This is a genomic window from Microbispora sp. CA-102843 (assembly GCF_050936215.1).
Classification (GTDB): domain Bacteria; phylum Actinomycetota; class Actinomycetes; order Streptosporangiales; family Streptosporangiaceae; genus Microbispora.
Genome location: NZ_JBNJNF010000001.1, coordinates 1,959,801 through 1,983,451 on the forward strand (window position 1 = coordinate 1,959,801; position 23,651 = coordinate 1,983,451).

The window sequence follows — 23,651 nt, forward strand, 5'->3', positions numbered from 1 at the left end:
GTAGCCGGTCGAATTCTAGAAAGTGATTCCAAGCCTCTTGACACCAACCTGGCGCGGAACCAGGCTGGAGCCGATTCCTAGAGAGCAATTCTAGAAAAGAGTCGCGTCGATGGACTTCTCCCTGAGCCCAGAGGAACTGCAGATCCGTGACACCATCCGCGCGTTCGTGGAGCGGGAGGTCATGCCGCTCGAACCCGAGGTGCTGCGCAGCGAGCGCGGCGACGGCCCGGGGCTCGATCCCGAGGTCCTGAGTGACCTGCGGCTCAAGGCGAAGAAGATGGGCTTCTGGGGCATCAACACCCCCGAGGAGTACGGCGGGGCCGCCCTGGGCCCGGTCATGTCCGCGATCATCGCCATGGAGATGGGCCGCACGTTCGTCCCGTTCAGCTTCGGCGGGTCGGCCGACAACATCCTCTACGCCGGCACTGAGGAGCAGAAGCGGCGCTACCTGATCCCCACGATCGAGGGCGAACGCCGTTCCTGCTTCGCCATCACCGAGCCCGGCGCCGGCTCGGACGCCCGCAGCATCCGTACGCGTGCCGTCAAGGACGGCGGAGACTGGGTCATCAACGGCGAGAAGACCTTCATCACCGGCGGCAACGAGGCCGACTTCGTGATGGTGTTCGCGGTGACCGACGCCGAGAAGGGCGCGAACGGCGGCGTCACCTGCTTCCTGGCCGACCGTGACATGGGCTGGAAGTCCGAGCCGATCCCGACGATGGGGCAGTGGGGCCCGGCCTCGCTGGTGTTCGAGGACGTCAGGGTGCCGGAGGAGAACATCCTCGGCGAGCTCGGCAGGGGCTTCGAGCTGGCGATGCAGTGGATCGGCCAGGGCCGTTACATGATCCCCGCACGGGCCGTCGGCTCGGCCGAGCGCATGCTCCAGATGGCGGTCGACTACGCCAAGATCCGCGTGTCGATGGGCAAGCCGATCGCCGAATACCAGGCGATCCAGTGGATGATCGCCGACTCGCAGGTGGAGATCGAGGCGGCCAAGTGGCTCACGCTGCACGCCGCCTGGCGCGTGCAGCAGGGGATGGACGCCCGGCACGCCTCCTCGATCGCCAAGCTGAACGGCGCGGTCATGGCCAACCAGGTCGTCGACCGCGTGCTGCAGATCCACGGAGGCATGGGCTACACCAAGGAACTGCCCATCGAGCGGTGGTATCGCGAGCTGCGCCTGTTGCGGATCTTCGAGGGCACCGACGAGATCCAGCGCAGGACGATCGCCCGCAACCTGCTCAGGGGTCACGCCCGCCTCGGCACGATCGGGGAGTGAGGATGCCGGTAGGAGAGCTTTTCAACCCCCGGTCGATCGCTCTGGTCGGGGCGACGGACAAGTCCGGCTGGTCGATCAGCACGTTGACCAACCTCCGTACGCACGGCTTCCGAGGGCCCGTGCACCTGGTCAACCCGCGCGGCGGCGTGGTGCACGGCGAGCAGGCGTACAGCAGCCTGTCCGACATCCCGGGCCAGGTCGACCTCGCGTACGTGATGGTGCCGACCACGGCCGTGCTGTCCGTGCTGCGCGAGGGCACCAAGCTCGGCATCCGCGACTACGTGATCCTCACCGCGGGCTTCGGCGAGACCGGCCCGGAGGGCGCCGCCCTGGAGGCGGAGATCGTCGACTTCGCCCGCGAGAACGACCTCACCGTGCTCGGCCCCAACGGCAACGGCTTCATCAACGCCGCCGCCGACGTCACGCCGTACGGCCTGCCGATCCCGTCCCCACTGCTGCGCGGGTCGGTCGGCGTGGTGTTGCAGAGCGGCGCGCTGGCCAGCTCGGTGCTCGGCTTCGCCCAGGCCCGCAACGTCGGGATCAGCCTGCTCACCTCGATGGGCAACGAGTCGCTCGTCACCGTCACCGACGTGATCGACTACCTGGTGGACGACCCGGCGACCAAGGCCATCGCGCTGTTCCTCGAGTCGGTCCGCGACCCGGCCGCGTTCTCCCGGGCGGCGCGCCGGGCGCTGCTCGCGGGCAAGCCGATCGTCGCGCTGAAGATCGGGCGCAGCCGGCTCGCCTCGCGCACCGCCCAGGCCCACACCGGCGCGCTCGTCGGCGACGACAACGTGATCGACGCGGTGTTCCGGCAGCTCGGGGTGGTGCGGGTGCGGTCGCTTGAGGACCTCATCATCACCGCCGGCCTGCTGGCGGAGGTGGGCCCGCTGCCAGGACCGCGGATCGGCGTCGTCACGCCCTCGGGCGGCGCGTCGGAGATCATCGCCGACCGGGCCGAAGACGAAGGGCTGGAGCTGCCGGCGTTCGCCCCGGACACCGTCGCCCGGCTGCGGGAGATCGTGCCCGCCTTCGGGACCGTGCAGAACCCCCTCGACGTCACCGGCTATGTGCTCATCGACCGTACGCTGCTCGGCCGCGCGCTGGAGGCCGTCACCGCCGACCCCGGCGTGGACGCGGTCATGCTGCTGTCGGACCTCCCGCGCGTCGCCCCGCCCGACCCCGCGCCGGTGCACGCCATGTTCGCGGCGAGCGCCCGGCGCATCGCCGAGGCCCCGATGCCGGTCGTCGTCGTGAGCAACGTGCTGACCGACGTCACCGAGTTCGGCCGCGAGGTGCAGCGGGAGAGCGGATTCCCGTACGTCGCGGGCGGCATCGAGCACGGCATGCACGCCATCGGCGCGGCCGTCCGATGGGGGCAGGCGTACCGCGCCGCCGTCGAGGCGGCGGACGGAGCCGTCCCGGCGAAGGCCGTGGTGAGCGCCCCGGCGGTCGAGCCAGGGACGGGTGTGTGGGCCGAGCACCGGGCCGCCGCCCTGCTGTCGTCCGCCGGGATCCCGGTCGTGCCCGGCGAGCTGGTGTACGACGAGGAGTCGGCGGTGGCGGCGGCGGTCGGGTTCGGCTACCCGGTCGTCCTCAAGGTCGCCGCAGAAGGGCTCGGGCACAAGAGCGACGTCGGCGGGGTCCGGCTGGGCCTGTCCGACGCGCGGGACGTCGAGCGGGCCTACCGCGAGGTCGTGGCCGCCGCGGCGGTCCCCGGCACCGGCCGGGTGGGCGCGCTCGTCCAGCCGCAGCGTGGCGGCGGCGTGGAGCTCCTGGTCGGCGTCGTACGGGACCCGGCGTGGGGGCTCACCCTGGCCGTCGGCCTGGGCGGGATCTGGGTGGAGGCACTGCGCGACACGGCGCTGCGCGTCCTTCCGGTGGACGCGGCCGAGGTGCGGCGGGCGCTGGACGAGCTGCGCGGCGCCGCGCTGCTGCGGGGCGCACGCGGCGCCGAGCCCGCCGACCTCGACGCCGTCGCCGAGGTCGTGGCCCGCGTCGCCGCCTTCGCCGAGAGCCTCGGCGACGACCTGGAGTCGCTGGAGATCAACCCGCTGCTGGTCCGCGGCTCGCACGTGGAAGCCCTGGACGCCCTGGTCACCTGGCGCGGCTGAACCCCCGCCTCGTCGTCCGTCCGTCCCGGTCTGTCGCGCACGGACGGACGACGAGGCCGCCGCGGTGCCGAATTCTCCGGGTATCCGAGCGCCGGGTGGATCGGGATATTCTTACGCGTCCCAAAAGCGGAATTCGTGAAGCCGGTCAGGGCCGCTCCGCCGGCCTCGATCAGTGACCGGTATATCGCCACCGGTGAAACTCCCAGCTCTGCCGGTCTTGATTGGCGTACGTCCGCGCGATAGTGCCGAGAACCGTGGAACGTACCTCCGGGAATTGTTTGACAGCGGATTTCGAGTGGCTCACGATCACATCGAAATCGGTTTCACGGAACGCCATCCGGAGGGGGATCGATGCGTTTTCTACGGGCTTCGTCGGGTATCGGTGCGGCCGGGCTTCTCCTGGCCGCGTTGTTCACGAGTCCCGCCCAGGCGGCGCCCGCGGACGTGCCGGCTGGTTACGACTGCGCGGTGACCTACGCCAGCTTCGGGTGGAGCACCGGTTTCACGACCAGAGTGACGATCACCAACACCGGGACCCGGGTGTTCAGCCCCTGGATCCTGCAGTTCGTCTTCCCCGGAAGCCAGACGATCATGCAAGGATGGAACGCGACCTTCTCCGAGACTCCGCCGAGCGTCCAGGCCGCCAATCCGGTCTGGCAGGAGAGTATCGATCCCGGCACAAGTTTCTGGATCGGCTTCAACGCCAACGGAGCCGACGACCACCCCACCGGCTTCACGCTCAACGGCGTCCCCTGCGCGGTGACCTACGGGCCTTACTGATGGCGGCGCGGTTCGGCGTCCACGGCGGACGGCCGGTCTCCTTCATGTAGCCGGCGCGCGGCCAGCGTGGACATGGTGGGCGGCCCGAGCACGCCGTACGGGACTTCCGGTTGGGTCAAGACCACCTGAGGTCCCCGTCCGCCCGCATACACCGGGTCGCGGGCGATCAACGAGTGGCCTGGCCTTTGCCTGCCGTCGAGACCGGAGTGAGGGATCGCCGTGATCGGTTCTGCTCGGAACTGCAGTTCGGTCCAGTCGATGGTGATGGGGATCGGGTTGCTGACGACGGGAGCCTCACCGGGCTCGAGCGGACTGCGGATCTCATTGAGGAGCCTTGGAATGCCCAGGTCTGTATCCGGGGCGTAGGGATTACAGGCAGGCCACCTTCGGGAACCTCGGACTGATTCATTTCCATGCCGACGAAGATGCTGAGGTGATTACTATTTATGAGCTGGTATGGGCAGGGTGACGATGTGTTCTCTCCGCTGACCTTTATCTCGCTCATCATTCGACGACCACGTAGCGGGGCGCTTGGACAGGAGTTCGGCTCTCGATAACTCGCTATTCGGCCGGCAGGGCGGCCAGGGGCTGACCACTGGTCAGGCCTCGCCCGACGTGAGGTCGATGGGGCAGGAGACTCCGGTTCCACCGAGCGTGTATCTATGTGACCCATGGGCAGAGCTGCGATCTACTGTCGGATCAGCCAGGACCGCGCGGGTGCCGGGCTCGGTGTCGCCCGTCAGGAAGCCGACTGCCGAGCGCTGGTCGAGCGCCGAGGGTGGGACGTGGTGGACGTCTACTCCGACAACGACGTCAGCGCGTACTCCGGAAGCCCACGCCCGGCATGGCAACGACTTCTCGGCGACGTCGAGGCCGGGACCGTCGACGCCATCGTGTGCTGGCACGTGGACAGGCTGACACGATCCCCTCGCGAGCTGGAAGACGTCATCGACCTGGCCGACCGGCGCGGCATCGAACTCGCCACGGTCACCGGGGAGATCGACCTGGCCACTCCGACCGGGCGACTGATCGCGCGCATGCTGGGGGCCGCAGCCCGCCACGAGGCAGAGCACAAAGCCGAACGTCAAAAGCGCCAGCGACGCCAGAACGCCGAGGCGGGCAAGGTCTCCGGTGGCGGGATGCGCCCCTACGGCTACGCCGAAGACCGCATCACCGTCATCGACGAAGAGGCCGAGGTAATCCGCGAGGCTGCCCGCCGCGTGCTGGCCGGCGAATCCTTGGCGAGCGTGTGCAAGGACTTCCAGCGGCGGGACGTGAAGACGCCTTCCGGGCGTCACTGGGTTCCGACGACGCTGCGGCGTCTGCTCGCCTCAGCCCGCATCAGTGGGCGAAGAGAGCACACCCCTCGCAGCAGCTTCCAGACCACCCGCCCTCTGCTGGGTGAGATCGTCGCCGACGCCGTCTGGCCTGCGATCATTACTCCCGTCGACTCCGACCGGCTGCGCGCATTACTCAGCGATTCCACACGCGACTACCGCCGCCAGTCCGCCACCGGACGCTCCTACCTTCTGTCCGGCATCCTGCGCTGCGGCCGATGCGGACACCGAATGAACGGCCGCCCACGGCAAGGCGTCCCCCGGTACGTCTGCCCGAACGTGCCCGGCAGCGGCTCATGCGGCGGGATCGCCACCAACACCGCCCGCACCGACGACCACATCCGCGACATGCTACTGACCGCCCTCGACTCCCCCGCCCTCGCCGAACGCATCCGCCACCAAGGCGGCGACGATGACGACCTCGCCGAGGCCGTACGTGCCGACGAGGAGCTACTGGAAGAACTCGCCGAAGCCTGGGCCAGCCGGGAGATCAGCCGCAGGGAATGGATGGCCGCCCGCGCCCCGATCGAACTACGCCTGGACAAAAGCAGGGCACAACTGGCCGGCCTCTCCCGAACCTCACCCCTGATCCCCTTCATCGGCACCGCCCAGGACATGCTCACCAGGTGGCAGGCCATGAACATCTCCCAGCGACGCGCCATCGTCACCGCGGTCATCCGCACCATCACCGTCGCCACCGCCAACCTACGCAAGAAGTGGGACCCCGACCGATTCACCATCGAATGGATCGCCTAAGCCGCCACCGGGCGGCGCTCCGACTGCTGTTCCCCCACCGGCCGGAACACCGACGCCACCCGCTCCATCACCGCCAGATCCTCAACCACCGGCGCAAGCCCCTGCGCCGCCCGAGACGCCGCCACCCGCGCGGGGCAGCACGTCCCCAGCGTCCCCACCTGAAGCGCCTCAGCCGAGGGCGTTCACGCGGATAAAAGGCAGCGGGTTGCCGGGTGGGGCCAAATCACGTTCGCAGAACCTACGCGCAAGATCACAAACTGGGGCCAGATCAGACGCGAAACTGGGGCCGTATCCATGGCGAGGGCGGTGAGACAGCGGCGCGCGAGGTCGTCACCTCACGAGAAGCTCATCTCCGCCAGACCTTTCTCCACCGTCACGTCAGGCGAGTAGCCCAGTTCCCTCCGCGCGGCGGTGATGTCGTAGGAACGGTCACGGCCGGTGAAGCTCACCAGCCAGTTCGTCAGCGGGGGCGCCGTCTTGCGGCGAAGCAGGCGTGTTGTGCGGTCCATCATCGCGGCCATGGGCGCCGCCATCGCCAGAGGGACGCTGCGGCTCTTGGACAGATCCACGCCGCGGGTCGCCAGCAAGGGGATGAGGAAGTCTCGAATGGGCATCGGCGTGCCGTCCGTCACGTAGTACACCCCGCGGTGGCGGCCCCGTGTGAGCGCGAGGATCGCGGCACCGGCCAGGTTTTCGACGTGCACGAAGTCGACGATGTGCTTACCGTGATCGATCCAGGCGAACCGTCCCGCCTCGGCGACCTTGACCATTTCGTTGATCGTCGTCATTCCGCGACCCCAGATGAACGGCGGGCGGAGCACGATCAGCTCGGTCTTCTCGCTGTGGGCTTTCAACAGTGCGCGCTCGGTGGCCAGCTTGACCCGGCTGTAGGCGATGTTCGGCCGGCCTTCCGGCGTCGACTCGTCGACGACGGGACGACGTTGACTGCCCGTGGAGACGGACGCGGCGCTGATGAGCACGAAGCGTCGCACCCCGGCCGCGACGCTCGCGGCGTGCAGGGCGACGGTCGGCATGTGATTGGCCTGTTCGAAGAGCGAGTCGGGCCCCCAGAACTCCATGTGAGCCGCGACGTGCACGACCGCGTCGGCCTCGCGCAGCTTGGCGAGCCAGATCGGCGCCGGGGAACCGGCCCGGCCGAGCTCGGCGAGATCGCCAGGAACGGCATCGGCTCCGGCCGCCCGTACCCGCTGAATGCTCGAGCCCGATCTGGCAAGCGCCATGACTTCATGTCCTGCGGCGACGAGGCGATGGACGAGAGCGCCGCCGACGAAACCGCTGCCGCCAGTGACAAAGACCTTCATGCTTGCACTCCTTGTGATTGAGTACGCACTTCTCGTGCGCATCCGGTTGTCCGTGCCGCTCGGCACGCGATCCTGACCGCCCCTTCCAGATGCATAGCCATCAAATAGTTTGGTATCAATGCATCTACGTCTATGCAACCTCCCGTACGATGGATGTGTCAAGTGGAGGTGGGCGATGCCGCACGCAAGGAAGAGCGTGACCGCAGCACAGGTCGCCGACGAGTTCAGTCGTACGGCGAAGGTGCTCGTACGTCACTTCAACGAGCGTCTGGGCGAGCATGGGGTGTCGACACCGAGGTCGCGCCTGGTGGTGGAGGTGGCACGTTCGCAGCCGCTTCGGCTCACCGAGCTCGCTCTCGCGGTCGGTATCGCCCAGGGGACCGCCTCCACCCTGGTCGACGCGCTCGTCCGTGACGGACTGCTCGAACGCCAGACCAGCACGGACGACCGCCGGTCCGTACTCCTTCGAGTGACGGCGCAAGGGGCCGCACTGGCCCAGGACTGGACGGCCAGCTATGAACTGGCGGCGGAAGAGCTGTTCAGGCCACTCACCCCCGAGCAGCTGTCGACGCTGGTCGACTTATTGCGGACCCTCAGCGCCGACGAGGCGTCGCCCGCCGGCGGCTGAAGAAGACATCGCCAGCGCGTGGATTGCCGGAGCGTCGCTCGCCACCGATGACCTGCGATCGCGAAGTCGCAGGTTGTCCAGGTCCTCCCTGAACCTGAGTCATCCCTTCGTTATTTGCCTATGAGTCGGTCGCGAAGTTTGTCATCGTCGTATCGGCCCCCGCTCCGAGTCGGGCGAGTACCCGCCTCGTTACCTCATCTCCGAGGTCCAGTTGGAGGGCGAGTTCGGCGTCGCCCGCGTGACCATCCGCAAGGTGACCGCCAAGCTCCGCGAAGACGGCCTCATCGTCACCACCCCGGGCATGGGCTCCTTCGTGGCCCAGGACAAGAACGAGACCTCCGAGCAGGCCTGAACCGCCACCCGGAGGTCTCAGCAATACCGGCTACTCCTCCGAAGAGGCCGTCAGCCCAGTCGGGCACCAGGCGGAAGGGTCACCTGCGTTGACACCGGTGCCGCCGATGCCGCAGTAGCCGTTGAGGACTTCGAAGCTGATTCTCCGCCGCCGCGTTGGCCCGGGTCGTGTACCGCACTACATGCGTCTCGCCCATCTGAACGACACCTCCTGATCTCCGTGGATGCGACCTGCACAGTCCGCGTCGTTCCAGGCCGTCTACAGATATGGAGGCGCCATGCCGCGAAAACTCATCGGCCCGAACGGATGCCGACGATGCCCGCTCCCGTCCTCACAGCCAGGAGCTGATCGCGAAGACCAGGGAGACCACCAGCGCGACCGCCCCGACGACCAGGAACAGCACGCCGTGAATTAGACCCGTGCCGCCCGCCCCGTCCAGACGGACGTGCTGGGGTCGTTTGGGGGCGTAGACCACCATGACTTGCTGGCCCGGACGGACTGGCGACGGTTTGAAGCCCAGATCCGACTCGGTCTTCACCACGGGGCCCTGCACCGTCTGGAACTGCAGTGTGGGGTAGTACACGCCGTTGCGGCCGGCCCGGCGCAGGCCCACGACGACGCCTGGCACCCGTATCCCGTGCCGCCGCAGCCGCTGTCCGACGATGATGTCATGGATGCTGGACCCGATGGACACCACTCCGAACACGATCCCAAACAATGGCACGATGCTCATGTCCATTGCCCCCTTCTCATCTCATTCAAGGGCCACCGTCGCAATCCCGTTCGAGGGCCTGTACCGCCGAAGCCCGACCCGGTCGATCACCTGCCGGTGATCGCATCATCAGAAGTCATCAGAAGGAGCAACGGGAACGCGGTAGCTTGCCGGACGCCTTACGGTCCTTGCGACTCCCCGACACGAACCGCACCGGCGCTCTCCTGTCCCCGCGCATCACGCCTCTCCGTGACAGCCCGGTGTGATTCACGGCAGTAGGATTCCGGGCCGCGATTGCAAACAGCTTGGATCTTGCTGCAGGGCGCACGACTGCGCAGTGCTCAGGCTGCAGGGCGGCGACCGGATGGTGCGGGCCGGTGGCCGCGGTCAGCCGGTTGAGGGTCTGGGCGTAGCCGGCGCGGGTGGTGGCCGCAGCGAGGGAGTCGAGGAAATGCTCGACCGCGGCCGTGACCGTCACGCCAGCGGTCGCAGGGTCGGGCTGGCTGGGGAACGCCACGATGGACACGGAGCCGCCTCCCGAAAGGCGATGTGACACATGATGTAGCCGAGTCGCCTGCGCGGCGGCGGGCGCCGAGCTGGGCGGAGGTGACCCGTCGGCAGCCGGTGTGACAGATAATGCACATTCTGTTTCACATCTCCCGCCCCGCTGGTTCTCCTGCAGGGTGCACTCCGGTCAGCGCGAGGGTGAGCAGCCGGTCGGCCTGGGCCGCGCCGTCGGGTTCCTGCTCGACGGCCAGGCAGATGGCGTTAACGAGTTTGAGCAGGTCTGTGATGGCGACGTCGGGTCGTGCGGCCTTCGCCTCGCGGGCGTGGGCCAGCAGGTCCGCTCCGGCGTTGCTGATCATGGTGTGGCAGGTGGCGCCCAGGGTGGGATCGCCGTCATGGGCGCCCCGCATCAGGGCGGTGGCCAGGCCTCGGTTGGACACGGCGTGCCTGGCGACGGCTCCGAGCCAGGTCGCCAGCGCGTGTCCGGGATCGGGGTCGGCTGCCAGGTCGGCGGCGGTGGCGCACAGGGCCTCGACCTTGTTGCGGAAGACCGCCTCCAGCAGTTGCTGCCGGGAGGGGAAGTGCCGGTGCAGCGTGGCCGAGCCGACACCGGCGCGCCGGGCAATCTCCTCCAGGGACGCCTCGGCCCCGTGCTCGGCGATGGCCTCGGCGGCCGCGGTCAGGATGCGGTCGTAGTTGCGGCGCGCGTCCGCGCGCATCGGCCGCGCGGGCGAGGTCCTACGGCTGTCGGGCGGCATGCGATCTCCGGGTGGCCTTGCAAAAACGGGGTGGCCCTCCATATCGTACTCACCCAGAACCGGAGGGTCACCCCAGTTAGGTGGGTGGCCGCCGCATGCCTACCGTCGGGAGACACATCGTGAAGACCATCGTGGTGGTGGGGGCGACAGGCCTGCAGGGCCAGGCCGTGACGGCGCAGCTGCTCGCCGACGGCTGGCGGGTTCGGGCGGTGACGCGCGATCCGGACGCCGCGCCAGCCCGGGCGCTGGCGCAGACGGGCGCCGAGTTCGTCCGCGCCGAGATGGACGACGTCGCCTCGCTCGTCGCCGCCGCCGAGGGCGCCTACGGCCTGTTCAGCGTGCAGCCCACCGTCGGCTCCCCGGGCACCCCGGCGGGCTTCTCGGCCGAGGACGAGGTCCGCTGGGGCTGCAACGTCGCCGACGCGGCGCATGCCGCCGGCGTGCGGCACCTGGTCTACGCCTCGCTCGCCGGCGCGGGCCGCCACAACACCGAGAAGCTGCCGCAGAACACCATCAACAAGTGGCGGATTGAACAGCACATCACCCGGCTGGGCCTGCCCGCGACCTTCCTGCGCCCAGTCTCCTTCATGGAGAACTACACCGGCGCCTACCACCTGCACGACGGCACCGTGGCCACTGTGTTCGCCGCCGACGTACCCCAGCAGATCATGGCCGTCGACGACGTCGGCGCCTTCGCCGCGCTGGCCTTCGCCCAGCCGGGCGAGTGGATCGGCCGCGTGGTCGACCTGGCCGGGGACGAACTGACCCCACGCCAGATCGCCGCGGTCATCTCCGAGGCGATCGGCCGGCCGCTGCCGTACGTCCAGATCCCGATCGAGGTGATCGCGCAGGTCGGCGAGGAGTTCGCCTTCGCCTACACCTGGCTCAACGAACGCGGTTATCGCGCCGACGTCGCCTTCACCCGCGCCCTCCACCCGGGCCTGATGGACCTGCGCACCTGGCTGGAGCGCACCGGAGCGGTCCAGATCGCCGGCTTCCTGGCCGCCCAGGACACCGCCGAGCAGGAGCGATGAACGCGCTCGGCCTCGGACGGGTCGGCATCTGGGCGGGCGAGATGGACCGCTTTCCCGCCTTCGCTTTACGTCAGGCAGCTGCCGCCATCGAGGATCTCGGTTATCCGGCCCTGTGGTTTCCCGAGACGACCGGCCGCGAGGCGATGGCCCAGGCCGCCCTGCTGCTGTCGGTCACCCGGCAGGCGGTCATCGCCACCGGCACCGCCAGCATCTACGCCCGCGACGCCATCAGTGCCGCGGCTGCGCAGCGCACGCTTGCCGAGGCCTTCCCCGGGCGGTTCCTGCTCGGCCTCGGCGTCAGCCATCCCGCCCTGGTCACCGAGGTGCGCGGCCATCGCTTCGGCCCGCCGGTGGCGACCATGCGCGCCTACCTGGACGCGATGGACACCTCCCCGTTCGGCCCGCCGGTCCCGGCACCGCCCAGGGTCCTGGCCGCGCTGGGCCCGAAGATGCTCCAGCTCGCCGCCGAACGCGCCTGCGGCGCCCACCCGCTGGGCATGCCGGTCGAGCACACCCGCCAGGCCAGAAGCCTGCTCGGGCCGCAAGCGCTGCTGGCGGTCACCCAGCTTGTCGTCCTGGACTCATCCCGCGCCCGCACGGCCGAGTTGGCCCGTGCCCACGCGGCCGCCGCCCTGCCCAACCGGCTCGCGCTGCTACGCGACCTGGGATTCGACGACGTCGAATCCCTCGACGGACGGCTGGTCGATGCCCTGGTTGCCACCGGCGGCCCCGAGGACGTCGCCCGGCGGGTTGAGGAGCATCTCGACGCCGGTGCGGATCACGTCAGCCTGCACCTGCTGACGGCCACACCAGATGAGCCGCCATTGCGTCAATGGCAAGAGCTTGCTGCGCAGTTGCTGTGAGCGGGCTCCTGATCAGGCCATCCAGGCACGTGCTGGGACGTGCTGGTCCGCCATCATGCCATCCCCGGAACGGGAATCAGGCCAGGGCCGCGGCGAACAACACTCGTGGTTCCAGATCCAACCGGGTGTTGGGGATGTCGTCCGGCGGGGTGAGGTTGAGGGTCCGGTTGCCGAACAGGCGGACGGTGTGGGTGATGTAGGGAGAAACGGTCGCCAGATCGTCCAGATCGCCAAGCTGGCCCTCGGCGGCGATGTCGTTGGCGGCGTCGGTGATGTCCAGGGCTGTTGAGTACAGAACTGGAGGCGATCTCGGCCCTGAGAAGCGGAAGGCCCGCGAGTTCCCCCGTTAAGACCTTCAGCGTGGCTGAACATGAGGCGTTCCGTACAGCGAGATCTGCGGAAACTACTCCTCGGCCGGAACCAGGCCCGTCTGGCAGGCAGCCCACTCGGACGGGTCACCTAGCTTGACGTTAGTACCGCCGAGGCCGCAGTAGCCGTTTGGCACCTTAAAGAGGTATTGCTGGTGGTAGTCCTATCGCTGGGGCAATAACTCAGCACCTACACGCGTACGAGGCGGACCGCCTTGCCGCAGAGCTTGCTCATGTCATCCTCGTCCGAGGTGAGGATGATGACGGGGTTGGTGGAGCGAAGAGCAGTAGCGGCCACGACAGCGTCGATCGCGTATCTATGGCCGTGAAGACCGCTCTCACGGAGCAGGTCCAGCGCGTGGACGGAAACATCCTCGGTCACCGGTTCGACACGCAACCGGGACAGGTGCCAGCGCAACCGATCGTCTGTCACCCGGCCGTCGAAGGCCTCGATAGGCGTCAGGGCACTGATGGCAACACGGAAGTCGTTGTTCTGCGCCTCACGGACGATCGCCGTAACGCGCTGGTCGGCCGTACACCACTTCGAGAGTCCCTCGGAATCAAGGATGACCGTCCCTGCACTCAGCTTGCTTCGTGCGCGTGCCATCCACGCTCCTCCTGCAGCTCGGGAGCGGACTTCACGCTGCGGAACAACTGCTCAGCTTCGTCCCGAAGGGACTGCGGGATGGGACCGCTCTCGTTCTCGTTCGCCTGCAGGGCCTCCTCCAACAGATCCCGCTCGATCTGCCGCTCCACAGCGGCATCCACATAGGCCGAGAACCCGCGCGCGCCGACACGTTCCTTGATGGCTCGGATGTTGCCGGCCCGCAAGGAGACACTGACCTTGGTCGCGGGCCCTTCTCCTGGCGGGAAGGCTCGTTCAGGCAGACTCATAGAGGTAGTTTACTACTTCAAGTAGCAAAATCACGTCCCGCAAACACGAATCTCCGAGCAGCGCGACGCCACCCGGAGGTCTCACGATCCCGCTACTCCCCGCTGGAGGTCGCCAGGCCGACGGGGCAGGAGACGCCCGGTGCCGCCGATAGCGCAGCGGCACCTTCGGCGCTTCGCTCAGAGCCGCCCAGGCAGAAGGACGTACAGGTTCACAGGCGCCGGTCACCGGTTACGCAGGTACCGCCAGCCCAGCACCCCGTACCAGATCATGATCGGCAGGTGGAGGGCGTACCCGAGCTGTTCCAGTGCCACCGTCGGCCCATCGGTCCCGGTCGTCCACGGAAGCGCGACCGCGGCCAAACCTGAGATCGCGGCGACCGCACCGGCGATGCGGAGCCCGGTCGGCATCGGGACGCCGACCGCCGCGGCGGTGGCGGCGACCCACAGCAGCCCGGCCAGGTTGACCGCCCACTTGGCGGTGAGCAGTACCGCCCAGGCCACGGTGGCGACCGCCGGGGCGGTGGGGTCAGCGGCCAACTGGGTCAGCGCCAGGTTCCCGGCGTCATGAAGCAGGCCTGCCAGCCCGGCGGCGGCCAGCAGTCCGCCGGCCAGCGTCACCAGGTGCGGTCTGGGTGCCTGGGCGGAGCGAGCGGACATCACGAGCCCAGCCGCGGTCAGTGCCAGCCAGCCCAGCACGTCGAAGACCAGCTCGGTCAGATGCAGCCCGAACTGCTCACCCACCGCGACCAGCACAGCATCGGGGTCGGCTGAATTCAGGGTCAACCCCGATGGCACCACGATGGCCGCACCGGCGATCATGGCCACGAACGAGGTCAACAGCAGGACACCGGTAAGCCGGGTCCGAGGGTTCGAATCGGTCATGGACGGTGACGGTAGGACCTTGCCGCAGGGACAAAGTCAACATGCCGGGGAGAGGAGCCAGGGTGTGGCGGATCGGACAACTGGCGCGCATGGTCGGCGTATCCGAACGGACCCTGCGCCATTACGACAAGATCGGACTGCTGCCTCCTAGTGCAGCAGGATTCGATCGTCGTCGTACGAGTAGTTGGACGCGCCGAGCCACACGCCGCCGCGGCCGTCCGATGCCACGGCGTTGAACGAGATCGCCCCTGCCGGAAGGTCGCGCGCCAGGGTCCACCGGTCGCCGTCCCAGTGCATCAGCAGCGCGGCCTGGCGCGAGCCGGGCAACTGGATCGAACCGGCCACCCAGACCTCCCGTTCCGACTCCGTCGCGAGGTCCCTGAACTCGACCTTTGCGTCTTCCGGCCATGAAGGCGTGGGCACGTCCGTCCAGCGGCGCCCGTCCCAGTGCAGGACCGTGGATCCCGTGTCCCCATCACCGGCGAGCGCCCACAGGTCCCCGGAGGCCGTGGCGCCGAGGTGGTGGATGCCCGGCCAGGTGGATCGGGGGGAGGACACGGTGGACCAGCCGGAAGGGGACCAGTGTGCGAGCGCGGGGCGCCAGGAAGGATCTCCGGAAGTGCCGTCGTCCTGGCCTCCGGCGACCCACACGTCCCCGGGCCGGGTGACCACGGCGCCCTCCAGGAGGACCGGGAGCTTCCAGGGGGGTCGTCCCCGGGCCGACCACCGTCGGCCGTCCCACCGCCATGCGTTCGCGCCCTTGTCGAAGATCCACACGTTGCCGGCGGACGTCCCGGACACCACTTGTGGATACCGCAGGCCAGGCGGTAGCGGCAGGGGCCGCCAGGCGCGGCCGTCCCAGCGCAGGACCAGGCCGCTCCGTCTGCTCTCTCCAGGGCTGCCCACCGCCCAGGCCTGGCCGCGCCCGGTCGCGGCGACACTCAGCATCACGGCGCCGGCTCCGGCCGTTGCCGTCTCCGTCCAGGTTCCGCCGGACAGAGACGGGACCACCTCGGGCCGGGCGGCCGCCGTCGGTGTGCCAGGCCCGGAGGCGGGGGAGTCGCGTGCGTCCACGCCGCCGCCCGAGCATCCGATCGCGGCGGCGCTCAGCAAACCGATCGCGGCGAGCCGTCCAATCCCGGTGATTTCCGGTCGCATTTCCCAATGATCGAGGCGGGGCAGTGAAATGTCCCCCGGAATCGATGAAGTCATCGGGAACCGGAAAGGCACGATCTCCACGACGAGCAGCGCGTGCTCGGCACGAAGACGCTCACCCTACTCGCGGTCCAGGTACCGACGCTCCCCGGATTTGTTCGGCTGGACGCATTTATCTGTACCGAACAACTTACTCGCCGTCCGGCGCCTCCTGCGGGGCGCCGGAGGGGCACGGGCGGGTCAGGGGCGGTGGTTGGACAGGACGAGGGTGGCGGCGGAGGCGAACATGCCGCCGTTGCCGAGGACCACACCGACCTCGACGTCGGGCACCTGGGCGGCGGCCTCGCCGCGCAACTGCCGTACGGACTCCTGGATGGCGAACATCCCGTACATGCCGGTGTGGGTGTAGGAGAGTCCGCCGCCGTTGGTGTTGAGCGGCAGGCGGCCGCCGGGGGAGGTGTGGCCCTCCGCGATGAACGGGCCGGCCTCGCCGCGCTTGACGAATCCGAGGTCCTCCAGCCCGTAGATGGGCACGTGCGCGAAGGCGTCGTAGATCATGAGGTGGTCCACGTCGTCGTGGGAGATGCCCGCCTCGGCGAAGGCGGCCTCGCCGGAGCGGCGGAAGGCGGCGGAGCTGGTGAAGTCCTCCATCTGGGAGATGATCGGCGACTCTGCGGACTCGCCGGAGCCGAGCAGATGGACCGGCGACCTGCGGGCACGCTCCTCGGTCGTCACGATCAACGCCCCGCCGCCGTCGGTGACGAGGCAGCACTCCAGCAGGTGGAAGGGGTAGGCGACCATCCGGGAGGCGAGCACGTCCTCGACGGTGATCAGGTCCTGGTACATGGCCCGGGGGTTGAGGTGCGCCCACCGGCGCTGCGCGACCGCGACCTCCGCGAGCTGCTCGTGCGTGAGCCCGGTCTCCTTCATGTAGCGCAGCGCCGTCAGCGTGAACATGGTGGGCGGGCCGAGCACGCCGTACGGCAGCTCGAACTGGCCGATCAGCGAGTCGGGGCCGAGGGCCGGCCGGGGCGCGCCGACCCGCGACCGCCCGGACTCGCCGTGCGTGATGAGCACGGTGGTGCACAGCCCGGCCCGGATGGCCGCCGCGGCGTGCCGTACGTGGAAGAGGAAGGACGAGCCGCCCACCCCGGTGCCGTCGAGCCAGGCCGGGGTGATCCCGAGCTCGTGCGCGATCTGGATCGGGCCGGGCATGCCGACGGTGGCGACGCCGTCGATGTCGTCCTTGGACATCCCGGCGTCGGCGAGGGCGTTGCGCGCGGCCTGGAGGTGGAGCTGCGCGGTGGACATGTGGGGCAGTTTGCCGAGCTCGTCGGTCTCGGCCGCGCCCGCGATGACGATGTTCACGCGGCGGCTCCGGCGGGGGTGAAGAGAGGGACGTGCACGTCGCCGCGCTGCTCGAACACCACGCGCAGCTCCATGTCCAGGGGCAGGTTCTCCGGGGTGATCTCGACGCCGACGATGTTCGTCATCATCCGCACGCCCTCCTCCAGCTCCACGACCGCGATCGCGTACGGCCCGTCCTGCTCGAAGCCGGGAGCCGGGCGATGGCTGATGACGTACGAGTAGAGAGTGGCCCTGCCGCCGGCCGTCACCCACGTGACGTCGTCCGAGCCGCAGTGCGGGCAGGCGGGCCGTGGATAGAAGTAGTGCCGCGAGCAGGCGCGGCAGCGCTGGATCCGCAGCCGCCCCTCCGCCGTGCCGTCCCAGAACGGCTGGGTCTCCGGCGTCGGCTTCGGGACGGGCTTGTGCGATGCGGTCATCGTTCTCCTACAAGGCGGAGGAAGTCTTAGAGCCGGATTCTAGAACTCCAATCTAGAGTTGGCGAGGGTCCGTTGTCAGGGACTCGGGACGCCGTTGCCGCGCCGGCCGCGACCGGCCAGCAGGTCATCGAGGGACGGCAGCGGCTCGGGGCCGCGCGGCCCCGGCTGCGCGAGCTGGACCAGCACGCCGTGCGCCTCCTTCGGGTGGAGGAAGACCTCGCGCCAGCGGGGTTCGGCGAGGTTGAGGCCGAACAGCCGGTAGCCGCGCCCGCGCAGCGCGGCCACGGCCGCCTCGATGTCGGTGACGTGGAAGTTGAGGTGGTGGACCCCGCCTCTGCCGCGGGTGAGGTCGAAGAAGCTGTCGAAGAACGAGGATCCGGCCAGCGGCTCCATCAGCTCGATCTTGCTGCCGTTGGCGTACCTGAGCTGGAGCGTCCGGTAGCCGTTCACCATGTTGTCGCCCCCGCCGAGGTAGACGCCTCCCAGCAGGTCGCGGTAGATCGGCAGCAGGTCCCTGATGCGCGGCGCGGCGACGGCCGTGTGGTCGAAGGCCGCGTCCAGTCCGGCCAGTTCCTCGGCGATGTCCACCCGTCCTCCTTCGATCGAAATCCTAGAATCTCATTCTAGTCATCCGATGTCGAGGAAGCACATGCTCACCGCCCCTTGACTCTGGACGTGAGAGGGCGCAGCATTCGTGGAAATGAATTCTAGAGCTGGCTTCTAGAACTCATCGCTGGGACGGGGGCTGACGAGAAAGGCGTGTCAATGGGCCTGTCCTACGTACGCGAGCTCGACGAGTACCCCACAGGTGCCCGTCGCATGAAGATCCTCACGATGGCCGTGCTGGCCGTCCTCATCGGCTCCTATGAGGCGCAGATCGCCCCCGTGGTCCCGCTGCTCCTCAAGGACCTCGACATGTCCCTCGCGACGTACGGCGCGGTGTCCGGGGCGGCGGCGGTCGCGGGGGCCGTCGCGTCGGCGATCGGCGGCAGGCTCACCGACCGGCTCGGCAGGGTGCGCCTGCTGGTTCCGCTGATGCTGCTGACCGCCCTGTGCTGCTTCGCCATGACGCTCGTCCACAGCTCAAGGGACCTGCTGATCGCCAGGATCGTGCTGGCCTTCGTCGACGGGGTGGCGATGGCGAGCACGGCGCCGCTGGTCCGCGACTTCTCGCCGCGTCTCGGCCGGGCCCAGGCGTTCGGCTTCTGGACGTGGGGTCCGGTGGGGGCCAACTTCCTCGCCGCCGCCGTCGCGGGCTGGACGCTGCCGATCTTCGATGACTCCTGGCGGTCGCAGTTCGTCATCATGGGCTGCTTCTCGCTGGTCATCTCCATCGTCATCGCCCTCAACATCGCCGACCTGTCGCCCGAGCTGCGCGCGCAGATCCAGCACAGCGAGCGTCAGGCCAGCAGCGTCGTCGACCTGACCAGGCCGGCCAGGGTCACCTCGCTGTTCGTCCGGCGCAACATCTGGGCCCACGTGGTCGGCATCTCGCTGTGGCTGGTGCTCTACATCACGCTCACGCTCTTCGGCCAGACCATGCTGGTCGGCGCGCTCGGCATCACGGCGGCCGAGGCGTCCACGATCATGGCGTGCTTCTGGAGCCTCAACCTGATCACCCTGATCGTCTCCGGCCGCCTCTCGGACCGCACCCAGCTGCGCAAGCCGTTCACGCTGGGCGGCACCGTGGCGGCCGTGCTCGTCACCGCGTACCTGGCCTCGCTCCTCGGCGGCCAGGAGGTCTCCAGCGGCATGCTCATGATCGTCGGTGCGCTGCTCGGCGGCTCGCTCGGCGTGGCGTACGGGCCGTGGATGGCCAACTACTCCGAGGACGCCGAGGACGTCGACCCCCGGCTGCAGGGCACGGCCTGGGGCCTGTTCGGCTTCCTCACCAAGGCGATCGCCGTGGTCGGCCTGCTGGTCATCCCGCACGTGGTCGAGGCCACGAGCTGGCAGACCTGGCTGGTGGTCTCCCTGGTGTGCCTGGCGCTGTTCGGGCCCGCCGTCTTCCTGTTCCACGGCCCCTGGCGGCGCGAGCGCACCGAGACCGTGGACGGCCAGGAGGCCAGGGTCGCGGTGGCCGAATAGAAGTCAGGCCGGCGGGTAGCCGCCCAGGCCCTTGCCGAGCAGGTCGAAGACCCGTTCGACGTCCGCGTGGTGGGCGCGCTCGATCTCCTCGTCGGGCCCGCCCTCCCGGACTCGCTGACGCAGCCGCCGGTAGAGCGCCCGCTGCGCGCCGACCAGCGTCGAGGCGACGATGCGGGGCAGCGGGTCGCCGGGCTCGGCGCCCGCCTCGGCCGCCAGCGCGTCGGCGAGGACCCGGGTGATCCGCTCGTTGACCTCGTGCATCTTCCGCTCCAGGGACGGGTTGCCGCTGACGAGGTCGAAGAAGCTGCGCGGATGGACGAGGTCGCGCCGCATGCCCGGGACGAACCGGGTCTGCGCCAGGCACAGCGCGCGGAAGGAGTCGAGGATGGAGACCCCGGCCGGGCGCTCGGTGACCGCCGCCAGCGACATGGCCTCCCGGTTCTCTGCCCGGTAGAAGACCAGGTCCTCCTTGGTCGGGAAGTGGTTGAACACCGTCTTCTTCGACACCTGCGCGGCCGCCGCGATCTCGTCGACGGTGACCTCGTCGAACCCCCGGGCTCGGAAGAGCGCGTTCGCGGTGTCGGCGATGAGCTGCCGGGTCCGGTTCTTCTTCAGCTCCCGCAGTCCGCCCGCACTCATGGGCACAGCGTATCGGCCTCCTTGGTTACACCTGGTGTACTGTTACACCAAGTGTAATGAATGGGAGGCGGGATGACACATCCGGCGGTGGAAACCATCGGCCTGGCCAAGCATTACGGCGACGTCGAGGCCGTACGCGGCATCGACCTGACCGTGCGCAGAGGGGAGATCTTCGGCTTCCTCGGCCCGAACGGCGCCGGGAAGTCCACGACGATCAGCATGCTCTGCACCCTGACCACTCCCACGGCCGGCGAGGCGCGCGTGGGCGGATACGACGTGGTGCGCGAACGCGACAGCGTGCGGCGCTCGATCGGGCTGGTGTTCCAGGACCCGACGCTGGACGGCTATCTGACGGCCGAGCGCAACCTGCGTTTCCACGCCGAGCTGTACGGCGTGCCCCGCGCGGACGTCGGTCCACGGCTGCGGGGAGTGCTCGAGATGGTGGGGCTGTGGGACAGGCGCGGAGCCAAGGTCGCCACGTTCTCGGGCGGGATGAGACGAAGACTGGAGATCGCCCGCGGCCTGCTGCACTCGCCGAGGGTGCTGTTCCTCGACGAGCCCACCGTGGGCCTGGACCCGCAGACCAGGAGCTCCATCTGGTCCTACATCCGGGAGCTCAAGGAGGCCGAGGACATCACGGTCTTCCTGACCACCCACTACATGGACGAGGCCGAGTACTGCGACCGCATCGCCATCATGGACGGCGGCCGGATCATCGCGCTCGACACCCCCGCCGCGCTGAAGGCCGGTGTCGGTAAGGACCGCGTCCAGATCGAGACCGACGACGGCGCGGCGGCCGTCGCCGCTCTGGACGAGCGGTTCGGCATCCGGGCCGTCGCGTCCGGGGACGTGGTCGTCTTCCACGTGGACGAGGGGGAGCGGTTCGTGCCGGAGCTGTTCTCCCGGTCGGGGCTGCCGATCCGGTCGGTCAGCGTGGCCCGGCCCAGCCTCGACGACGTGTTCATGTCGTACACCGGCCGGTCGATCCGCGACGCGGAGGCGACCGGCGGCGCACGCGGTCCGGCCGCGCTCGCCGCGGCCCGGGGAGGCCGGTGATGACGTTGCCCGTCACGGCGGTCCGGGTGCCCGGGCGCAGTGCGATGAGCGAGCTGCGCGCCGTCAAGGTGGTCTGGCAGCGCGAGATCATCCGGTTCTTCAACGGCCCGCTGCGCATCCTCACCTCTCTCGTGCAGCCGTTCCTGTTCCTGTTCGTCCTCGGCACCGGTCTGTCGCAGCTCACCTCGGGCGGCACCGGCGGGCTCGGCCTGCGAACCTTCCTCTACCCGGGCATCCTCGCCATGGCCGTCCTGTTCACCGCCATGTCCTCGGCCGCCTCGATCGTCTGGGACCGGGAGTTCGGCTTCCTGCGGGAGATGCTGGTCGCGCCGGTGTCCCGCGGGGCCATCGTCCTCGGCAAGTGCCTGGGCGGGGCCACCGTCGCGGCCTTCCAGGGCCTCGTCGTCATCTGCATCGCGGGCCCTGTCGGCGTGCCGTACGCGCCGGGCCTGATGCTCGGCGTTTTCGGCATCCAGGTGCTGCTGGCCTTCACCATCACGGCTTTCGGGGTCGCGATGTCCGTGCGGGTCAGGCAGATGCAGTCGTTCATGGCGCTCAACCAGCTGCTGATCATGCCGCTGTACTTCATGTCGGGCGCGATGTTCCCCGCGTCGAACCTGCCCGCGTGGCTGACCGTGCTCAACCGGATCGACCCGCTCTCGTACGCCGTGGACCCCATCAGGCGGCTGGTCTTCGCCCATCTGGACCTGGCTCCGGCCGTACGCGCCCGGCTCGCGCCGGGGCTGACATGGGGCGGGTGGCATGTCCCCATCCCCGTCGAGGTGGCCGTCCTCGCGGTCCTCGGGCTCGCCCTGCTCGCCACCGCGATCGCACAGTTCGGCAAAGCCGACTAAGCAGCGCAGTTCGGCAAAGCCGACTAGACAGCGCAGTTCGGCAAAGCCGACTGAGCTGCGTGGCTCCTGCGCGGCTCGGCGAGAAGTTCCGACTATCGGAACGGACGGTTCTACTTTGCGTGTTCATTAAGTAACTTTCCGCAGGGGATACCGGCTCGCCGAGCGAGGAGGCCGAGCATGACCGCGGACACCGTGGACACGTCCATCAAGGGGATCACCGGCGTCGACGACACCGGCGGCATCGCCGCCGTCACGAGCGCCGTCCGGGGACGGGTCGACGAGCTGCTGGCCGGCTTCCTCGACGCGCGGCGTCCTCCCGTCGGCGATCCGGATGTCGCCGAGGGCTACCGGCTGCTGCGCGAGTTCGTCGTCGAGGGCGGCAAGCGCATCCGGCCGCTGCTGTGCTACTGGGGCTGGCGGGGCGCCGGCGGCGAGGAGCGGCACGAGGACCGGGCCGTCATCACCGGCGCGGCGCTGGAGCTCTATCACGCCGGTCTGCTGATCCACGACGACGTCATGGACGGCAGCGAGCTGCGCCGCGGGCGTCCGACCATCCACAGAGGGCTCGCCGGGACCCCGCGGTGGAGGGGCGCGGAGACCTTCGGCCAGTCCGCCGCCATCCTGCTCGGCGTGCTCGCGCAGGCGTGGGCGGACGAACTGCTCGCGGACGCCGCCGCCGCCGGCGACGTGCGGGGACGCGCGGCGCGCGAGCTGTTCAACCGGATGCGCACGGAGGTCGTCACCGGGCAGTACCTCGACATCCTGGCGCACGCCCGCGCGGACGCGGACGTCGAACAGGCGCTGACGGTGATTCGCTACAAGACGGCCCGATACACCGTGGAGCGCCCGCTGCAGATCGGCGGGGCGCTCGCCGGGGCCCCGCCCGCCCTGCTGGAGGCGTACTCCCGGTTCGGCCTGCCGCTCGGAGAGGCGTTCCAGCTGCGCGACGACGTCCTCGGCGTCTTCGGCGACCCCGCCGTCACCGGCAAGCCGGTCCTCGACGACCTGCGTGAGGGAAAGCGGACCGTGCTCATGGCGTACGCGTACGCGCGGGCGCGAGGACCCGAACGCGACCGGCTGCGGACCTGGCACGGCGCTCCCGACCTGGACGAACGGCGGGCGGCCGAGCTCCGGCGGATCATCGTGGACACCGGCGCCCTCGGCGCGGTCGAGGACCTCATCGCCCTGCGGGCCGGGCAGGCGCTCGACGCGCTGCGCGACTGCGCGATCGCCCCGGAGGCGGCGCGGGCGCTCACGGTGCTCACCGAGCGGCTCACCCGCCGCGTGCGGTGAGGCGCTCGATCGCTACGCCCGTCTCTCGCACGACTCCCGCCGCCGGAACACTCCGGCCGGCTCCGCGTGCGGCCGTACGGGCACTCCCCGCCACCCCCGGCGCACCTGGCGCATGCGGTGAACGCGGCGCGGCCCTGTCCGGGCCGGTACGACCCTGATCTTTCTTCCTCCTCTCCGCCGCTCGGCAACGAGCGTG

The 23,651-nt window shown here is 69.3% G+C and carries 24 protein-coding genes; 13 read left to right on the forward strand and 11 right to left on the reverse strand.

What is annotated here, in order from left to right; translation table 11 throughout:
- The first annotated feature begins 109 nt into the window (after positions 1–109).
- The 4 genes from ACQEVJ_RS09150 to ACQEVJ_RS09165 all read left to right on the forward strand — a co-directional run bounded on the left by ACQEVJ_RS09150 (position 110) and on the right by ACQEVJ_RS09165 (position 6,266).
- A complete protein-coding gene (locus tag ACQEVJ_RS09150; RefSeq protein WP_433099143.1) occupies positions 110–1,279 on the forward strand; it encodes an acyl-CoA dehydrogenase family protein in 1,170 nt (389 codons plus the stop codon).
- Positions 1,280–1,281: 2 nt separating this feature from the next.
- Positions 1,282–3,393 carry an acetate--CoA ligase family protein gene (locus ACQEVJ_RS09155; RefSeq protein WP_433099145.1) on the forward strand — a complete coding sequence of 704 codons (2,112 nt, stop codon included), beginning with the start codon at positions 1,282–1,284 and terminating at the stop codon, positions 3,391–3,393.
- Between the two features lie 351 nt (positions 3,394–3,744).
- Positions 3,745–4,173, forward strand: coding sequence for a cellulose binding domain-containing protein (locus ACQEVJ_RS09160; RefSeq protein WP_433099147.1), 429 nt, complete (start codon positions 3,745–3,747; stop codon positions 4,171–4,173).
- Between the two features lie 671 nt (positions 4,174–4,844).
- Complete coding sequence (locus tag ACQEVJ_RS09165; protein ID WP_433099149.1) at positions 4,845–6,266, forward strand: recombinase family protein; 1,422 nt, start codon at positions 4,845–4,847, stop codon at positions 6,264–6,266.
- Between the two features lie 335 nt (positions 6,267–6,601).
- Here ACQEVJ_RS09165 and ACQEVJ_RS09170 read toward each other — a convergent pair whose 3' ends face one another.
- Positions 6,602–7,588: an NAD-dependent epimerase/dehydratase family protein gene (locus ACQEVJ_RS09170; RefSeq protein ID WP_433099151.1), complete on the reverse strand. Its 987-nt coding sequence runs from the start codon at positions 7,586–7,588 to the stop codon at positions 6,602–6,604.
- Positions 7,589–7,784: 196 nt separating this feature from the next.
- Between ACQEVJ_RS09170 and ACQEVJ_RS09175 the strand changes: the two genes are divergently transcribed.
- A complete protein-coding gene (locus ACQEVJ_RS09175) occupies positions 7,785–8,216 on the forward strand; it encodes a MarR family winged helix-turn-helix transcriptional regulator (protein WP_433099153.1) in 432 nt (143 codons plus the stop codon).
- Positions 8,217–8,367: 151 nt separating this feature from the next.
- Positions 8,368–8,568: a GntR family transcriptional regulator gene (locus ACQEVJ_RS09180; protein WP_433112616.1), complete on the forward strand. Its 201-nt coding sequence runs from the start codon at positions 8,368–8,370 to the stop codon at positions 8,566–8,568.
- Positions 8,569–8,899: 331 nt separating this feature from the next.
- Here ACQEVJ_RS09180 and ACQEVJ_RS09185 read toward each other — a convergent pair whose 3' ends face one another.
- Together ACQEVJ_RS09185 and ACQEVJ_RS09190 are read right to left on the reverse strand one after the other, a co-directional pair.
- Entirely contained in the window at positions 8,900–9,301 is a 402-nt protein-coding gene (locus tag ACQEVJ_RS09185) for a DUF3592 domain-containing protein (protein WP_433099155.1), read from the reverse strand.
- Positions 9,302–9,930: 629 nt separating this feature from the next.
- Entirely contained in the window at positions 9,931–10,545 is a 615-nt protein-coding gene (locus ACQEVJ_RS09190; RefSeq protein WP_433099157.1) for a TetR/AcrR family transcriptional regulator, read from the reverse strand.
- A gap of 119 nt (positions 10,546–10,664) precedes the next feature.
- On the opposite strand from ACQEVJ_RS09190, the gene ACQEVJ_RS09195 reads away from it, so the two are divergent.
- Both ACQEVJ_RS09195 and ACQEVJ_RS09200 read left to right on the forward strand, forming a co-directional pair.
- Complete coding sequence (locus ACQEVJ_RS09195; RefSeq protein ID WP_433099159.1) at positions 10,665–11,579, forward strand: NmrA/HSCARG family protein; 915 nt, start codon at positions 10,665–10,667, stop codon at positions 11,577–11,579.
- The gene (locus tag ACQEVJ_RS09200) at positions 11,576–12,442 is read left to right on the forward strand and encodes a TIGR03620 family F420-dependent LLM class oxidoreductase (protein WP_433099161.1); all 867 of its coding nucleotides are present in this window, start codon (positions 11,576–11,578) and stop codon (positions 12,440–12,442) included. The genes ACQEVJ_RS09195 and ACQEVJ_RS09200 overlap by 4 nt, the downstream gene beginning before the upstream one ends.
- Positions 12,443–13,000: 558 nt before the next feature.
- On the opposite strand, the gene ACQEVJ_RS09205 is transcribed toward ACQEVJ_RS09200, so the two are convergent.
- The 3 genes from ACQEVJ_RS09205 to ACQEVJ_RS09215 all read right to left on the reverse strand — a co-directional run bounded on the left by ACQEVJ_RS09205 (position 13,001) and on the right by ACQEVJ_RS09215 (position 14,586).
- Positions 13,001–13,417: a PIN domain-containing protein gene (locus ACQEVJ_RS09205; protein ID WP_433099163.1), complete on the reverse strand. Its 417-nt coding sequence runs from the start codon at positions 13,415–13,417 to the stop codon at positions 13,001–13,003.
- Complete coding sequence (locus tag ACQEVJ_RS09210; RefSeq protein ID WP_433099165.1) at positions 13,393–13,704, reverse strand: hypothetical protein; 312 nt, start codon at positions 13,702–13,704, stop codon at positions 13,393–13,395. Before ACQEVJ_RS09210 ends, ACQEVJ_RS09205 begins: the two co-directional genes overlap by 25 nt.
- Positions 13,705–13,926: 222 nt before the next feature.
- Entirely contained in the window at positions 13,927–14,586 is a 660-nt protein-coding gene (locus ACQEVJ_RS09215) for a hypothetical protein (protein ID WP_433099167.1), read from the reverse strand.
- Positions 14,587–14,627: 41 nt separating this feature from the next.
- Here ACQEVJ_RS09215 and ACQEVJ_RS09220 point away from each other — a divergent pair, with 41 nt between their 5' ends.
- Entirely contained in the window at positions 14,628–14,822 is a 195-nt protein-coding gene (locus ACQEVJ_RS09220; RefSeq protein WP_433099169.1) for a MerR family DNA-binding transcriptional regulator, read from the forward strand.
- On the opposite strand, the gene ACQEVJ_RS09225 is transcribed toward ACQEVJ_RS09220, so the two are convergent.
- From ACQEVJ_RS09225 to ACQEVJ_RS09240, 4 genes are all read right to left on the reverse strand, one after another.
- Entirely contained in the window at positions 14,734–15,744 is a 1,011-nt protein-coding gene (locus tag ACQEVJ_RS09225; protein ID WP_433099171.1) for a hypothetical protein, read from the reverse strand. The genes ACQEVJ_RS09220 and ACQEVJ_RS09225 overlap by 89 nt on opposite strands.
- A 237-nt stretch (positions 15,745–15,981) precedes the next feature.
- Entirely contained in the window at positions 15,982–17,109 is a 1,128-nt protein-coding gene (locus ACQEVJ_RS09230) for a thiolase C-terminal domain-containing protein (protein ID WP_433099173.1), read from the reverse strand.
- Complete coding sequence (locus ACQEVJ_RS09235) at positions 17,106–17,525, reverse strand: Zn-ribbon domain-containing OB-fold protein (protein ID WP_433099175.1); 420 nt, start codon at positions 17,523–17,525, stop codon at positions 17,106–17,108. The genes ACQEVJ_RS09230 and ACQEVJ_RS09235 overlap by 4 nt, the downstream gene beginning before the upstream one ends.
- 75 nt (positions 17,526–17,600) lie before the next feature.
- Positions 17,601–18,113 (reverse strand): VOC family protein, encoded by a 513-nt coding sequence (locus tag ACQEVJ_RS09240; protein WP_433099177.1) that lies wholly within the window; start codon positions 18,111–18,113, stop codon positions 17,601–17,603.
- Between the two features lie 177 nt (positions 18,114–18,290).
- Between ACQEVJ_RS09240 and ACQEVJ_RS09245 the strand changes: the two genes are divergently transcribed.
- Complete coding sequence (locus tag ACQEVJ_RS09245) at positions 18,291–19,613, forward strand: MFS transporter (RefSeq protein ID WP_433099179.1); 1,323 nt, start codon at positions 18,291–18,293, stop codon at positions 19,611–19,613.
- A 3-nt stretch (positions 19,614–19,616) separates the two neighbouring features.
- Here the strand turns inward: ACQEVJ_RS09245 and ACQEVJ_RS09250 are convergent, their stop codons facing one another.
- On the reverse strand, positions 19,617–20,252 hold the full coding sequence (locus ACQEVJ_RS09250; RefSeq protein ID WP_433099181.1) for a TetR/AcrR family transcriptional regulator: 636 nt from the start codon (positions 20,250–20,252) through the stop codon (positions 19,617–19,619).
- 72 nt (positions 20,253–20,324) lie between these two features.
- On the opposite strand from ACQEVJ_RS09250, the gene ACQEVJ_RS09255 reads away from it, so the two are divergent.
- The 3 genes from ACQEVJ_RS09255 to ACQEVJ_RS09265 all read left to right on the forward strand — a co-directional run bounded on the left by ACQEVJ_RS09255 (position 20,325) and on the right by ACQEVJ_RS09265 (position 23,455).
- Positions 20,325–21,308, forward strand: a complete 984-nt coding sequence (locus ACQEVJ_RS09255; RefSeq protein ID WP_433099183.1) for an ATP-binding cassette domain-containing protein — start codon at positions 20,325–20,327, stop codon at positions 21,306–21,308.
- Positions 21,308–22,162: an ABC transporter permease gene (locus tag ACQEVJ_RS09260; RefSeq protein ID WP_433099185.1), complete on the forward strand. Its 855-nt coding sequence runs from the start codon at positions 21,308–21,310 to the stop codon at positions 22,160–22,162. Before ACQEVJ_RS09255 ends, ACQEVJ_RS09260 begins: the two co-directional genes overlap by 1 nt.
- Positions 22,163–22,339: 177 nt before the next feature.
- Complete coding sequence (locus ACQEVJ_RS09265; protein WP_433099187.1) at positions 22,340–23,455, forward strand: polyprenyl synthetase family protein; 1,116 nt, start codon at positions 22,340–22,342, stop codon at positions 23,453–23,455.
- Positions 23,456–23,651 lie beyond the last annotated feature (196 nt).

Excerpts from the sequence above, each read along its gene's own strand:
- ACQEVJ_RS09200 (WP_433099161.1), top strand. The coding sequence starts at position 11,576 with ATGAACGCGCTCGGCCTCGGACGGGTCGGCATCTGGGCGGGCGAGATG.
- ACQEVJ_RS09190 (WP_433099157.1), bottom strand. The coding sequence starts at position 10,545 with ATGCCGCCCGACAGCCGTAGGACCTCGCCCGCGCGGCCGATGCGCGCG.
- ACQEVJ_RS09185 (WP_433099155.1), bottom strand. The coding sequence starts at position 9,301 with ATGAGCATCGTGCCATTGTTTGGGATCGTGTTCGGAGTGGTGTCCATC.
- ACQEVJ_RS09215 (WP_433099167.1), bottom strand. The coding sequence starts at position 14,586 with ATGACCGATTCGAACCCTCGGACCCGGCTTACCGGTGTCCTGCTGTTG.
- ACQEVJ_RS09250 (WP_433099181.1), bottom strand. The coding sequence starts at position 20,252 with ATGAGTGCGGGCGGACTGCGGGAGCTGAAGAAGAACCGGACCCGGCAG.
- ACQEVJ_RS09205 (WP_433099163.1), bottom strand. The coding sequence starts at position 13,417 with ATGGCACGCGCACGAAGCAAGCTGAGTGCAGGGACGGTCATCCTTGAT.
- ACQEVJ_RS09260 (WP_433099185.1), top strand. The coding sequence starts at position 21,308 with ATGACGTTGCCCGTCACGGCGGTCCGGGTGCCCGGGCGCAGTGCGATG.
- ACQEVJ_RS09165 (WP_433099149.1), top strand. The coding sequence starts at position 4,845 with ATGGGCAGAGCTGCGATCTACTGTCGGATCAGCCAGGACCGCGCGGGT.
- ACQEVJ_RS09210 (WP_433099165.1), bottom strand. The coding sequence starts at position 13,704 with ATGAGTCTGCCTGAACGAGCCTTCCCGCCAGGAGAAGGGCCCGCGACC.
- ACQEVJ_RS09225 (WP_433099171.1), bottom strand. The coding sequence starts at position 15,744 with ATGCGACCGGAAATCACCGGGATTGGACGGCTCGCCGCGATCGGTTTG.
- ACQEVJ_RS09150 (WP_433099143.1), top strand. The coding sequence starts at position 110 with ATGGACTTCTCCCTGAGCCCAGAGGAACTGCAGATCCGTGACACCATC.
- ACQEVJ_RS09170 (WP_433099151.1), bottom strand. The coding sequence starts at position 7,588 with ATGAAGGTCTTTGTCACTGGCGGCAGCGGTTTCGTCGGCGGCGCTCTC.
- ACQEVJ_RS09235 (WP_433099175.1), bottom strand. The coding sequence starts at position 17,525 with ATGACCGCATCGCACAAGCCCGTCCCGAAGCCGACGCCGGAGACCCAG.
- ACQEVJ_RS09220 (WP_433099169.1), top strand. The coding sequence starts at position 14,628 with ATGCCGGGGAGAGGAGCCAGGGTGTGGCGGATCGGACAACTGGCGCGC.
- ACQEVJ_RS09245 (WP_433099179.1), top strand. The coding sequence starts at position 18,291 with ATGGGCCTGTCCTACGTACGCGAGCTCGACGAGTACCCCACAGGTGCC.
- ACQEVJ_RS09155 (WP_433099145.1), top strand. The coding sequence starts at position 1,282 with ATGCCGGTAGGAGAGCTTTTCAACCCCCGGTCGATCGCTCTGGTCGGG.
- ACQEVJ_RS09255 (WP_433099183.1), top strand. The coding sequence starts at position 20,325 with ATGACACATCCGGCGGTGGAAACCATCGGCCTGGCCAAGCATTACGGC.
- ACQEVJ_RS09160 (WP_433099147.1), top strand. The coding sequence starts at position 3,745 with ATGCGTTTTCTACGGGCTTCGTCGGGTATCGGTGCGGCCGGGCTTCTC.
- ACQEVJ_RS09265 (WP_433099187.1), top strand. The coding sequence starts at position 22,340 with ATGACCGCGGACACCGTGGACACGTCCATCAAGGGGATCACCGGCGTC.